Below are 12,045 nucleotides of genomic sequence, written 5' to 3'. Positions count from 1 at the left end.
TCTCACCGTCACACGCGGGGAGAACGTGCGTCAAGCTATACGTGATATGGATTTCATGCATTCGGGTATCCCTTGCGCACCGACCGGGCGCCACCACCAGCACGACAGAAAACGTGAATGGCAGGTCATACGATGGCGAGCATGGCGAGCACTGACAACCGAGAACCCGCGCGTAACTGGACATTCCTCACAAACCACGCGCATGTCCTGCTCGCCATCGCCCGCAACCCCACCGCCCGGCTGCGGGACGTCGCGACCGAGGTCGGCGTCACCGAGCGCGCCGCCCAGGCGATCGTCGCCGATCTTGAGGCCGGCGGCTATCTGCGCCGCACCCGGGTCGGCCGGCGCAACGAGTACACCCTCAACCCGGCCGGGCGGTTCCGTCACCCGGCCGAGGCCGACCGCCAGGTCGGCGACCTGCTGGCCCTCTTCACCGAGGTGGAGATGACCGGCACCGCCGACCGCTGAGCCGCCGTCCACACCGGACGAGTGGCGCGCCTCACCCGACCCCGCCCGATCGCGGCGCTGCGACGACGCCGAGGGCGGGATAGGTTGGGATGATGCCGTCGCCAGCGATCGCCCGTCCACTGTGGCCGGCGACGCTGCGCGCACTACGCGAGCTGACCCGGTTGGCGCTGGCCTCTCTCGTGCTCGCCGTCGGTCTCGGTGCCGCCGTCGCGGCCGATCCGGCGGCCCCTCCCGCCACCGTCCCGCCGCCGAACGCAGCGGTCGCGGTCGTCCCACCAGCCGGCCCGGTGGCGACGGTCCGGGCCGCCGCCCAGTCCGGCCCGGCGATCGACGCCGGTCACCAGCGACGGGAGCCGGCCCGCAACGCGCCGACCCGGCCCGCAGGCGACGCGGCCACGACGGCCGGTGCGGCCCAGGTCGAGCACATCTCCGCCGTACGCGCGGGCGAGCCGACCCGCCGTGGCCCACCCACCGGCTGACCCACGGCAGCCCCGACCGGCCGAACGAGCCGGTGACGTCGCCACCGGTCGCTCGCTGGTCAGCGGCCGACCGACCACGCCACGTCGCCGCCTCGGGCCGGTGAGCCCCGGACCATCCCGGCGATCCTGATCAGCCGGCCGGACGCACCTGCCGGACCACCGACCAGCCGTCACCGGCGTCCACCACAGTCGACGATCCATTCCGACCGCGAGGTGTTGATGATGCGTACCGCCCTCTCCACCGTTCTGCTCGACGCGCCCCGCGCCGCCGCCATCTGGCTCGGCCTGCTCGGCGTGGTGACCCTCGCCATCGCCGGCCTGCTGTTGCGCCCCCAACTCTTCCGCTTCGACGCCGGTGCCCGCATCCGCGAGGCCGCGCTGCCGAGCCGGTCCGAACGCATCGAGCTACGACGCGACCAGGAACGCTGGGCCGAGGAGGTCGCTGTCGCCGCCAGCCGGGCCGAGGCCACGGCCCGGCACCGCCGCGAGGAGTGGCTGACCGCTCAGGACGAGGCCGAACAGTCCTGGCGGGCGTACGAGGCGGCGGAGGCGAACGTCCGTCGACTCTCCGACGCCGCCGCGATGCCATTGCCGCAGACCGACCGCACCCCCGCCGAGTACGCCGACCGCGAGCGCTGGCTGCACCGGGCCGCACTGGCTGCGTACTGGCGACGGGAGCTGTCGGTGGAGCAGCTCAGCGACGTCTTCGCGCACCGTGGCTGGGATCCCCGGCTGCATCCGGTCGAGCAGGAGTTGGTGCTGCGTCGCGCGGTACGCGACCACCTCTTCGCCCAGCAGCGGGCGGCCCGGGAACGGGAGCAGCTCGCCTGGCGAGCCGCGGAACTCGCCACCGCGGCGGCCCGCAGCCTGCGTGCGGAAGCCGCTCGCGCGCTGCTACCGGTGGTCGAGGAGCCCGATTCCGTCCTGCCGCTGACCGCGCCGGGTGCCGCCGAGCAGACCCGGGAGATCCCGGCGGTCGTCGTCGGTCGGGCACCGGCCGCCGCCTACTGAGGGATTTCCTACGCCCTAGGCGGCGGGCTGAGGGCTGCCCTAGGCGGCGGGCTGGGGGAGCAGGTGCTCGCGGAACCAGGCGACCGCCGCCTCGGCGACCTGGTCCAGGGTGCCCGGCTCCTCGAAGAGGTGCGTCGCACCGGGGATCACCCGCAGTTCGGCCTGGGACGTCAGCTTGCCGAGCGCCAGCTCGTTGAGGGTGATCACCTGCTCGTCGAGCCCGCCGACCAGGAGCAGTGTGGCGGCGCGTACCCGGCCCAACGCGTCCCCGGCCAGGTCCGGGCGACCGCCCCGGGACACCACCGCGCCCACCAGTTCCGGCCGTTGCGCCGCGGCGACCAGCGCGGCGGCGGCTCCCGTACTCGCGCCGAAGAGACCGATCGGGATCGCCCCGAACGGCCGCTCGGTGGCCAGCCAGTCCACGATCCCGGCGAGCCGGTCGGCCAGCAGCCCGATGTCGAAGCGCAGCTCGGCGGTGACCGCGTCCTTCTCCTCCTCGGCGGCGGTGAGCAGGTCCACCAGGACGGTGCCGAATCCACCACGATTCAACGTGCGGGCCACCGCGACGTTGCGTGGGCTGTGTCGGGAGCTGCCGCTGCCGTGCGCGAACAGCACCGCCCCGACCGGCTCGGCCGGTACCAGCAGGTCGGCCGGAAGCAGCACCCCTCCCGTCGGGATCGTCGCCGTCTCATCGCGTACGTCCATCTCGCCTCCCCACCGCCCGGCTCACCGGACCGGACTACCCGGCCCGGTCAGCCGACACGCTCGGCCATCCGGAGGGTTTGTGGCCGGGAGTGCCGGGTAGCCGACCAGACGACCGCAGACGGACCGGCGTCACCGGCGCCGCCAGCAGATCGCGAGGACCGTCATGGCGCATCACCAGCGTGAGCCCGTGCAGACCGCCGCCGAACACAAGCGGCGGGAACAGGACGACCAGCACGGACGGGACTGGGCGGACGACGCGGCCGAGGCCCGTTCGGCCGACGATCCCCGGGCGAGGACGCCACACGACGCCACCGGCCGCCCCTCCCAGGGCGAGCCCATCTGACCCGGCGGCGCGACCGGGTCAGGCCCGGATCTCCGGCAGCCGGACCAGCGGTGCCCGGCCAGGTGCCTGCTCCGGCATCGGCAGATCGGTACGCGGCGGTGGGTTCGGCACGGTCACCGGCTCGTCGCAGACGACCCGCACCGCCTTGCCGTGGTGACGCAACTCGATCACCGCGTCCGGCTCGGCGTGGTGCAGGGCGTACGTCGTCTCGTGGTTGCGGACGTCGACCCGCAGCCGCATGCCGCACCACTGGAGCGAGAACGACAGGGCGTTGAGCCGGCTCGACAGGCACGGCGCGAAGGACAGCGTCCCGTCATGGTCCCGCAGGCCACCGAACCCGGCGACCAGCGCGATCCAGGCACCCGCGAGCGAGGCCATGTGCACCCCGTCGCGGGTGTTCTCGTTCAGGTCGTGCAGGTCCATCAACGCGGCCTCGCGCAGATAGGTGTGCGCCAGATCGGTGTAGCCGACCTCGGCCGCCAACACCGCCTGGGTGCAGGCCGACAGCGACGAGTCGCGCACGGTGCGCCGCTCGTAGTAGAGGAAGTTGCGCAGCTTCTCCTCGGCGGTGAAGGCGTCCCCCCGCCAGTGCATGGCCAGCACCAGATCGGCCTGCTTGATCACCTGCTTGCGGTACAGGTCGAAGTACGGGTAATGCAGCAGCATCGGGTACTTGTCGGGCGGGGTCTGCTCGAAGTCCCACTCCTGCAACCGGGTGAAGCCCTCCACCTGCTGGTGCACGCGGAGATCCTCGTCGTACGGGATGTGCATGGCTGCGGCGGCGTCCCGCCACGCGGCGGCCTCCTCGTCGGTGACCCGGAGGTGGAACGCCTCGTCGCGGTATCGCATCGCCACCTCGGCGGCGGCCCGCAGGTTCCGCTGGGCCATCAGGTTGGTGTAGACGTTGTCGTTCTTCACGGCGGTGTACTCGTCGGGGCCGGTCACCCCGTCGATGTGGTAGTTGCCGGCGCGGTCGTGGTGCCCCAACGAGCGCCACAGCCGGGCCGTCTCGACCAGCAACTCCAGCCCGATCTCCCGCTCCACTTCCCGGTCGCCGGTGGCCAGCACGTAGCGGCGCAACGCGTCGGCGATACCGGCCGCGACGTGGAACGCGGCGGTCCCCGCCGGCCAGTACCCCGAGGACTCCGGCCCCTCGATGGTCCGCCACGGGAAGGCGGCACCGGCCAGGTTCAGCGTCCGGGCCCGCTCCCGGGCCTGCTCCAACGTGGAGTGCCGCCAGTACAGCGCGTCCCGGACGGCGGCCGGATGGGTGTACGTCAACACCGGCAGGACGAACATCTCGGTGTCCCAGAAGGCGTGCCCGTCGTAGCCGGGTCCGGTGAGCCCCTTGGCGGAGATGGGCCGCCGCTCCGCCCGCGCACCCGCCTGGAGCACGTGGAACAGCCCGAACCGGACCGCCTGCTGCACCTCCGGATCCCCGTCGACCACGACGTCGGCGGCGTCCCAGAACTCGTCCAGGTATTCCCGCTGCTCACGGACCAGCCCGTCCCAGCCGTCCAGCTTCGCCGCGGCCAACGCGGCACCGACCTGGTCCCGCAGCGCCGGTAGCGACCGCCGACTCGACCAGCCGTAGGTCAGGTACTTGACCACCTGAAGCTTCTGGCCCGGCTCCAGCACACACGCCACGGTGGTACGCACCCAGTCCTCGTACCCCTCGGAGCCGACGGACGTCCGGGCGGGTGAGGTCACCTCGTGGTCCATGGCGGCGGCGACCCGCAGCCCGGAGACCTTGGTCTGGTGGATCAGCAGCCCGCCCGTGGCGGTGGTCAGCTCCTCCTCCGCCTGCAACGGCGACTCCAGCACGGCGGCGACGCGCGGATCACGGCTCTGCGGCGGCAACGTCTCGTTGGCCACCAACTCCGACTGGATGATCAGCCGCAGCGGCTTGCCGTCGGCCACTTCGACCTCGTAACGGATCGCGGCCACCGAACGTTGCCGGAAGGAGACCAGTCGGGTGCTGTTCATCCGGACCTCGCGCCCGGCCGGGGAGCGCCAGTGCAGCAACCGGTGCAGCGTGCCGGCCCGCATGTCGAGGGTCCGCTCGTGGGCGAGCACCTCGCCGTAGCGCACGTCGAGTGGCTCGTCGTCGACCATCAACCGGATGAGCTTGCCGTTGGTGACGTTGACGATGGTCTGACCGGACTCGGGGAAGCCGAAGCCCGCCTCGGCGTACGGCAGGGGTCGCAGCTCGTAGAACGAGTTGAGGTAGGTGCCGGGCAACCCGTGCGGCTCCCCCTCGTCCAGGTTGCCGCGCAACCCCACGTGCCCGTTGGACAGGGCGAACACCGACTCGGACTGGGCGAGCACGTCGATGTCCAGCCGGACCTCCCGGACGTGCCACGGATCGACCGGATACGCCCGCTCCCTGATCATTCGGGCCGTCCCGCGTCGAGCAGGTCGGCCAGATCGTCGACCACCACATCGGCACCGTGGGCGCGCAGCTCGTCGGCCTGCCCTGCCCGGTCCACCCCGATGACGTACCCGAAACCGCCGGCCCGACCGGCCTCGACCCCGGCCAACGCGTCCTCGACGACGGCAGCCTTCTCCGGTGGGACCCCGAGCAGCTTCGCCCCGGCGAGGAAGGTGTCCGGGTGCGGCTTGCCGCGCAGCCCCTCGGCTCGGGCGGTGAGGCCATCCACCCGCGCCTCCAACAGCGGCTCCAGCCCGGCGGCGGCGACCACCTCCCGGCCGTTTGCGCTGGCCGTGACGACCGCCCGACGCAGTCCCGCCGCCGCCACCGCCTTGAGGTAGGCCACCGAGCCCGGGTAGACGTCCACTCCGATGGTGCGGATCCGCTCCAGCACCAGGGCGTTCTTCTGGTTGCCGAGACCGTGCACGGTCTGGGCTCCCGGCGGGTCCTCCGGCGACCCCTCCGGCAGCGTGATGTCACGCGAGGCGAGGAAGCTGCGGATCCCGTCGAGACGAGGGCGGCCGTCGACGTAGCGGTGATAGTCCGGCCCCGGATCGAACGGCCGGTACGGCTCACCGGTGGCGGCCGATCGTCGGCGCAGGTAGTCGTCGAAGGTCTCGGTCCAAGCGGCGTTGTGCACCCGGGCGGTCTGCGTGAGCACACCGTCGAGGTCGAACAGCACTGCGGTCACGTGATCAGGCAGGCCGAGCATCGTATCAATCTATCCGCCGACACGTACCGGCAAACCACTTCCGCGAATACCGACGCGACAGGTCCACCCGGCGAGGTACGGGCGCCTCGCTCGTGCTGCCTGCCGGCGCGGGGTCGTGCGGCCTGCCAGCGGGTCAGAGTCCGGCGGCGGAGTCGTACCGGCGACGCAGGTCGGCCATCTCGGACGGCTCCAGCGCTTCCCGCTCCGCCAGTTGCGCGTACTTGGGCGGGAACATCTCGTGCAACCGGTCGATGAACCTGGTGTCCTCGGTCGCCTCCACCACCTCGATGCCGATCGGCTCGGTGGACATGTCCATGATCACCGGACCGGCGAGTTTGACCGCCCAGTCCCAGGTGCGGCCCTGCTCGGCGACTCCGCACAGGTGGAAGCCGTAGACCGTCTTCACCTCGTCCAGCACGGTGACCTCGGCCGGCTCGTAGCCGTAGACGTGGACTCCGCAGATGACCGGGGGCTTGACGTCCTCACCGTTGATCTGCTGGACCTCGTGCCCGGTGTGGTTGTGCTGCTCCGGGTCGGCCTGCTCCAGCGCGGCACGCATCCGGTTCATGATCTGCCCGCGCAGATCCGGCGGTCCCGACTTCGAGCCGGCCGTGTTGACCAGCACGACCGCACCGGCGGACACCAGCAGCACGATCGCCGCCGCCCACACGTAGCGGTGCCGGTACCACCCCGTGAAACTCTCCCGGGAAATCATGATTGCTTCTCACCTCGTCGCCGGTTCGGTGCGTTGCGGATCGCTGGGACGCCTCCGGCGCGTCGACGGTCATCCGTCGCGGAACACGTGCCGGTTCACCTGCGACGAGACGCCTGCCCGGGAGGTGCGCTCGTCGATGTGGCGTGGAGCCGACGACGCGGCGCGCGGCGCACCCCGAAGCGGCGCGCTGCCGGCACTGCGTGGCTCCCGTACTCACCGGTCTCAGCGCGTTTGCCCCCACGCTGCGGCGATATGAGCCATTCCAGCACGCGTGGACCCGCCCCGGCAACATCGACGGTCCTCAGCAGCGGACCGGCGGCGGGTCAGTTCGGGCGCAGCGTCCAGATGACCGTCATCTCCGAGGTGGGCTTACCCGCCTCGGTGGCGATCTCCACGCGTACCGGAAACTCGGGTCGCTCACCGGCCTCCAACTCCGCGACCACCTCGGCGGGCGGTCGGCCGAGCCGCGCCGTCGCGCGCACCGCACCCATGGCGAGCTTGCGGTACGCGATCTCCGCCCGCACGGCCAGCGGCGTGGCCCGGTCGAGCAGGTGACCGAACGCGGCGAGCGCCACCGCGCCGGAGGCCGTCTCGCCGAGGGTGAACATGGCCCCGGCGTGCGGACCGCCGATGTGATTGTGGGTGGCCGGTGAGTCGGGCAGCCTGACCACTGCCCGGACGCCGCCCTCCGCCTCCGGGGCCACCTCGACGAACTCGACGCCGAGCGTGCGGGCGAACGGCACCGCATCGAGCATCCGAGCCGCCACCTGCCGCGAGTCGATGGTCATGCCCAGACGCTACGCGCCGGTAATGTCACCGGCAAGGCGCGATCGTGGCTGCACAGATGGTCGACACGCCGACGCCGGACCACCTGCCCTGCCGCTGTCCGGGGTCAGCGCCGTTTGGCGTACGCCAGGAAGGAGCGCCAGGTGTCGGGGGTGAAGGTGAGCGCTCTGCGATGGCGCCCCTCAACTGGTTGTCCAGGTAAGCCAGGTCATCGCCGTCAGTAGTTGTGGCGATCACGAAGGCGCCGTTGAGCCCGGGATAGGCGCCGACGCCCCGGGGCACCACGTGCAGGTGCACCCGGGTCCGGTTGCCCACCGTCACCAGGTGCCGCAACTGCTCCCGCATCACCTTCGGTCCGCCGACCGGGCGCTCCAGCACCGTGTAGTCGAGCACCGCCACCAGCAGCGGCGGGTTGGGCCGGTCGAGCACCTTCTGCCGGTCCAGCCGGGCCGCCAGCGGTTGCTCCACCTGGTCACCGACGAGGTGACTCGCGCCCTCGTAGAGCGCGCGGGCGTACTCCTCGGTCTGGAGCAGGCCGGGGACCACCAGCGGCTGGAAGCTGCACAGCGCGGTCGCCTCCTGCTCGATCGTCACCCACTCCCGGAACCACGGCATCAGGCTCTCCTTGAGGCCGATGTGGTGCTGCCGGGCCTGCGGCCAGCCGTGGCCCTGCTCGCTGGCCCGCGATAACAAGGGGCCCTTCCTCTACCGGAGGAGTTAGCAGGGGGCCCTTCCTTGCACCTCAGCGCCAGCCGACGTCGATGCGGTCGCCGCGCTCGTCGAAGAAGTGCAGGGCGTCCATGCGCACCTGGACCGCGAGCGGGTGACCGGCGGTGACGGCGGGATACGGCGCGAGGCGCACCGCCAGTTCGGCCGGGCGGCGGTGGTGGCGACCCGGATCGTTCAGCACGCTGGTGCGGTTGCCGTTTCCGCCGGTCGTCGTCGACTCGTTGACGGCACGCCCCTTGATGCGTTGCATCATCTGGCCGAACCGGCGCAGGCCACGCTGACCGGGCTGGGTCTCCGCGTCCACCGGTGCGCCGATGTCGTCCACCATGATGGCGGTGGCCCCGATGTCGAGGAAGGCCAACGACTCGTGGCCGTGGTGTTCCAGGTAGCGGATCCGGCCCTGGAGCACGTCGCCGGGGGTGTCCGGGGCGACCGGGGTGAGCGCCTCGGCCCGCATCCCGACCACGATCCGCTCACCGTGGTAGTGCGCCACGGCCCGGCTGCGGATGTCGTCCCACGGCAGGTAGAGCGCCTGTTCACCGAGGGTGAGGGTGACATAGCGGTCGAGGTGGACGTAGACCGACGCCTCCAGCAGGTTCATCCGGGGGCTGCCCAGGAACGCGGCCACGTAGAGCGTGGCCGGTCGGCCGTACACCTGGGTGGGGGTGCCCACGTCCTGGAGGACACCCTTGCGCATGATGGCGACCCGGTCGGCCATGGTCAGCGCCTCGGCCTGGTCGTGCGTGACGTAGATGGTGGTGACGCCCAGCTCGCGGGTCAGGCCGGAGATCTCGGCGCGCAGTTCGGCACGCAGCCCGCTGTCCAGGTTGGACAGCGGCTCGTCCATCAGGAACAACCCGGGCCGACGGACGATCGCCCGACCCATCGCGACCCGCTGCCGCTGCCCGCCGGAGAGCTGGCTGGGCCGTCGGGCCAGCACGTCACCGATGCCCAGCGCGCTGGCCACGTCGGTGACCCGCTCGCCGCGCGGCACCGGCTCGACGCCGGCCAGCTTGAGCGGGAAGGCGATGTTGTCGTTGACGCTCATGTGCGGGTAGAGCGCGAAGTCCTGGAAGACCATCGCGACCCTCCGCTCCCGGGGCGGCAGGTCGTTGGCCAACGCCCCGTTGAGCATGACGGCACCGGAGGTCGGGGTCTCCAGGCCCGCGACCATTCTCAGCACGGTCGACTTGCCGCAGCCGGACGGCCCGAGCAACACCATGAACTCACCGTCGTTCACGTCGAGGTTGACGCTGTCGACCGCGACCGTGCCGTCCCGGAAGACCTTGGTGACATCCTTGAGCGCGACGGTGGTCACCGTCTCCTCCCCACCTTCGTTCCACGAAGCCCCGAATGACTGTGGCGAGGATCATGCGGACGGCACATCGGGTAAACGTGCCATGTTTGAAACGTGACAGACCTATTACGGTCCATCGACCAGCGGCGTCCGGGGCAGAACTTCCAACTCAATCCAGGGTCTCGCCGAGGAAGACCCGGCGTACCACCCGTTCGGCGGCACGTCCGTCCTCTAGGGCACAGAACCGCTCGCGGAAGCGCGCCCGCGCCCGCTCGGCGTCGGGCGACCTCAGCGCATCCGAGTGGAACACATCGAGTAACTCGGTGAAGGTCCGGGCCACCGGGCCCGGCGGCTCGGCGACGATGTCCAGGTAGACACCACGGGTCAGCCGGTAGGCGTCCCAGTCCGGGGCATAGATGACGATCGGCCGGTCCAGGACGGCGTAGTCGAACATCGCCGACGAATAGTCGGTGACCAGGACGTCGGCGGCGAGGTACAGATCCTCCACCCGGGGATGGGCGCTCACGTCCAGCACCCGACCACGCGCGGTCGGCGGCGGCGACCGCCGATCCCGGTCATGGAAGTAGTGGCTGCGCATCAGCAGCAGACCGGCCGGACCGAGCGCGGCGAGGAACCGCTCCGGGTCGAACGGCGGCCGGTACCGGGGCAGATGTTCCCGATGGGTCGGCGCGTACAGCACGACCTGCTCACCGAGGCCGGCGTCGAACTCCGCGCGCAGCCGCAGCACCTCATCGGGGGTCGCGGTCACCAGCCGGTCGTTACGCGGATACCCCACCTCCAGAGTGGTGTACGCGGCCGGATAGGCGCGTTCCCACATCTGCGTGGAGAAGCTATTCGAGGTGATGCTGTAATCCCACCGGTCCACCCGGCGCAACAGCCCGGCGAAGTCCATCCCACCCGCGCCCAGTGGATAACGCTGCTGGTCCAGGCCCATCACCTTGACCGGGGTGCCGTGGTGGGTCTGCACGTGCACCGTGCCCGGCCGCTTGCGTACCGAGTCGGGGAAGTTGACATTGTTGACGAACCATCGGGCCCGCGCCAGCACCCGGTGGTACGCGGCGGTGCCCGCCACCACGTACTCGACCCCGTCCGGCAGGGTGTGCACCCGGTCCCGCCGGACGATCCACACGCCCCGGACCTGCGGTGCCAGTCGACGGGCCGCCTCGTAGACCGCGGCGGGATTGCAGCTGTAACCGCGATACCAGTACGCGGCGTAGACGGCCAGGTTCTCCTCGACCGGCCGACGACGCTCGGCCCGTTGGTACTGACGCAGCACCACGTCACGGGTCCGCCGTACGCCGACCCGGGCCGACGGCAACACCCGTCGGCTGGTCCTGCCGGCGACCCGGCGGACGGTCTCCCCCGCCTGGCTCGCCGCCCGCAACGCGCTGAACGTACGCCACCGACCCGCCGCCACCAGCCGGTGCTTGAGCCCCGCCACCCCACCCGGCACCCGGTGCCCCTCGGGCGGCCGGAACCGGGCGTGTTCGGCCGCCACCCGAGCGAAGAAGGTCGGCCGCAGTTCGGGCCCGATCCGGTCGCCGTTGCCGAGCACGACCAGGTAGTGCCACATCATCCGCTCGAAGATCACCGGGCGCAGTTCCTCGGCCCCGAGCCGGTCCAGCTCCCGGAACACCCGGTGCCACTGCTCGAAGACGTCGAAGTGTCGCTCCCCACGGGTCCTCGTGATCGCCCCCGCCCGCCGCTGCCGGTAGTTCACACAGACCAGGTCCAGGACCCCGATCCGGTCGGCGGCCATCAGCGTCGGGTAGCTGAAGGAGACGTCCTCGTACCAGCCGGGCGCGAAGCGCAGCCCCACGTCGGCCAGGAATTGCCGACGGACCAGCCGGTTCCACGCCGTGTGCAGCAGGTTCACCGTCTCCGGCCGCTCGGCCAGGCGGAACGTCGCCGGTCCGGGTGGGACAGGGAAGACGTCGGCCATCGCGCTGCGGGTCGTCGTGTCGTCCCAGTGCGCGCGTACGTGGTCGACGATCAGCACGTCCGGCCGGGTCTCGCGCAGTCGGGCGGCCACCTCGACCAGGCAGTCCGCCGTCAGCCAGTCGTCACCGTCGACGAACCAGACGTACTCGCCGACAGCCCGGTCCAGACCGACGTTGCGGGCTGGACCGAGCCCCACGTTGTGGTCCAGGCGGACGGCCGTCACCCGGTCGTCCCGGTCGGCGTACTCGGCGAGGATCTCGCCACTGCCGTCCGGCGAGCAGTCGTCGACCCCGATCACCTCGATGTCGGTGACCGGTTGGGCGAGGATCGAGTCCAGGCACTCCCGCAGGTAGCCCTGCACCCGAAAGGCCGGGACGACGAAGCTGACCAGCGTCACCGTCCCGGAC

At 71.3% G+C, this 12,045-nt stretch carries 12 protein-coding genes; 4 read left to right on the top strand and 8 right to left on the bottom strand.

Annotated elements, in window-relative coordinates; genetic code table 11:
* The first annotated feature begins 132 nt into the window (after positions 1–132).
* From FF096_RS12575 to FF096_RS12565, 3 genes are all read left to right on the top strand, one after another.
* Complete coding sequence (locus tag FF096_RS12575) at positions 133–468, top strand: helix-turn-helix domain-containing protein (RefSeq protein ID WP_155217491.1); 336 nt, start codon at positions 133–135, stop codon at positions 466–468.
* Between the two features lie 92 nt (positions 469–560).
* Positions 561–947, top strand: a complete 387-nt coding sequence (locus FF096_RS12570; protein WP_155217489.1) for a hypothetical protein — start codon at positions 561–563, stop codon at positions 945–947.
* A gap of 219 nt (positions 948–1,166) precedes the next feature.
* Complete coding sequence (locus tag FF096_RS12565; RefSeq protein WP_230462530.1) at positions 1,167–1,958, top strand: hypothetical protein; 792 nt, start codon at positions 1,167–1,169, stop codon at positions 1,956–1,958.
* Positions 1,959–1,997: 39 nt separating this feature from the next.
* Here the strand turns inward: FF096_RS12565 and FF096_RS12560 are convergent, their stop codons facing one another.
* Complete coding sequence (locus FF096_RS12560) at positions 1,998–2,663, bottom strand: dienelactone hydrolase family protein (protein ID WP_155217485.1); 666 nt, start codon at positions 2,661–2,663, stop codon at positions 1,998–2,000.
* A 163-nt stretch (positions 2,664–2,826) separates the two neighbouring features.
* On the opposite strand from FF096_RS12560, the gene FF096_RS12555 reads away from it, so the two are divergent.
* Positions 2,827–3,006, top strand: a complete 180-nt coding sequence (locus FF096_RS12555; protein WP_155217483.1) for a hypothetical protein — start codon at positions 2,827–2,829, stop codon at positions 3,004–3,006.
* Between the two features lie 18 nt (positions 3,007–3,024).
* Here FF096_RS12555 and FF096_RS12550 read toward each other — a convergent pair whose 3' ends face one another.
* The 7 genes from FF096_RS12550 to FF096_RS12520 all read right to left on the bottom strand — a co-directional run bounded on the left by FF096_RS12550 (position 3,025) and on the right by FF096_RS12520 (position 12,035).
* The gene (locus FF096_RS12550; RefSeq protein ID WP_155217481.1) at positions 3,025–5,400 is read right to left on the bottom strand and encodes a glycoside hydrolase family 65 protein; all 2,376 of its coding nucleotides are present in this window, start codon (positions 5,398–5,400) and stop codon (positions 3,025–3,027) included.
* Positions 5,397–6,149, bottom strand: a complete 753-nt coding sequence (locus FF096_RS12545) for an HAD family phosphatase (protein WP_155217480.1) — start codon at positions 6,147–6,149, stop codon at positions 5,397–5,399. Before FF096_RS12545 ends, FF096_RS12550 begins: the two co-directional genes overlap by 4 nt.
* A gap of 133 nt (positions 6,150–6,282) precedes the next feature.
* Complete coding sequence (locus tag FF096_RS12540) at positions 6,283–6,864, bottom strand: hypothetical protein (protein ID WP_155217478.1); 582 nt, start codon at positions 6,862–6,864, stop codon at positions 6,283–6,285.
* A 323-nt stretch (positions 6,865–7,187) separates the two neighbouring features.
* Positions 7,188–7,652, bottom strand: coding sequence for a DUF4442 domain-containing protein (locus FF096_RS12535; RefSeq protein ID WP_155217476.1), 465 nt, complete (start codon positions 7,650–7,652; stop codon positions 7,188–7,190).
* 25 nt (positions 7,653–7,677) lie between these two features.
* Positions 7,678–8,343 carry a DUF5753 domain-containing protein gene (locus tag FF096_RS12530; protein WP_230462529.1) on the bottom strand — a complete coding sequence of 222 codons (666 nt, stop codon included), beginning with the start codon at positions 8,341–8,343 and terminating at the stop codon, positions 7,678–7,680.
* A 49-nt stretch (positions 8,344–8,392) separates the two neighbouring features.
* Positions 8,393–9,697 carry an ABC transporter ATP-binding protein gene (locus tag FF096_RS12525; RefSeq protein WP_309223175.1) on the bottom strand — a complete coding sequence of 435 codons (1,305 nt, stop codon included), beginning with the start codon at positions 9,695–9,697 and terminating at the stop codon, positions 8,393–8,395.
* A 148-nt stretch (positions 9,698–9,845) separates the two neighbouring features.
* Complete coding sequence (locus FF096_RS12520) at positions 9,846–12,035, bottom strand: bifunctional glycosyltransferase family 2 protein/CDP-glycerol:glycerophosphate glycerophosphotransferase (protein WP_309223174.1); 2,190 nt, start codon at positions 12,033–12,035, stop codon at positions 9,846–9,848.
* Positions 12,036–12,045 lie beyond the last annotated feature (10 nt).

The organism is Micromonospora sp. CP22, from assembly GCF_009712475.1.
Lineage (GTDB): Bacteria > Actinomycetota > Actinomycetes > Mycobacteriales > Micromonosporaceae > Micromonospora.
The sequence above is the reverse complement of the archived record's forward strand: the minus strand, read 5'-3'. Positions and strand labels throughout refer to the sequence as shown.

Excerpts from the sequence above, each read along its gene's own strand:
- FF096_RS12550 (WP_155217481.1), bottom strand. The coding sequence starts at position 5,400 with ATGATCAGGGAGCGGGCGTATCCGGTCGATCCGTGGCACGTCCGGGAG.
- FF096_RS12540 (WP_155217478.1), bottom strand. The coding sequence starts at position 6,864 with ATGATTTCCCGGGAGAGTTTCACGGGGTGGTACCGGCACCGCTACGTG.
- FF096_RS12555 (WP_155217483.1), top strand. The coding sequence starts at position 2,827 with ATGGCGCATCACCAGCGTGAGCCCGTGCAGACCGCCGCCGAACACAAG.
- FF096_RS12565 (WP_230462530.1), top strand. The coding sequence starts at position 1,167 with ATGATGCGTACCGCCCTCTCCACCGTTCTGCTCGACGCGCCCCGCGCC.
- FF096_RS12575 (WP_155217491.1), top strand. The coding sequence starts at position 133 with ATGGCGAGCATGGCGAGCACTGACAACCGAGAACCCGCGCGTAACTGG.
- FF096_RS12570 (WP_155217489.1), top strand. The coding sequence starts at position 561 with ATGCCGTCGCCAGCGATCGCCCGTCCACTGTGGCCGGCGACGCTGCGC.
- FF096_RS12560 (WP_155217485.1), bottom strand. The coding sequence starts at position 2,663 with ATGGACGTACGCGATGAGACGGCGACGATCCCGACGGGAGGGGTGCTG.
- FF096_RS12545 (WP_155217480.1), bottom strand. The coding sequence starts at position 6,149 with ATGCTCGGCCTGCCTGATCACGTGACCGCAGTGCTGTTCGACCTCGAC.
- FF096_RS12535 (WP_155217476.1), bottom strand. The coding sequence starts at position 7,652 with ATGACCATCGACTCGCGGCAGGTGGCGGCTCGGATGCTCGATGCGGTG.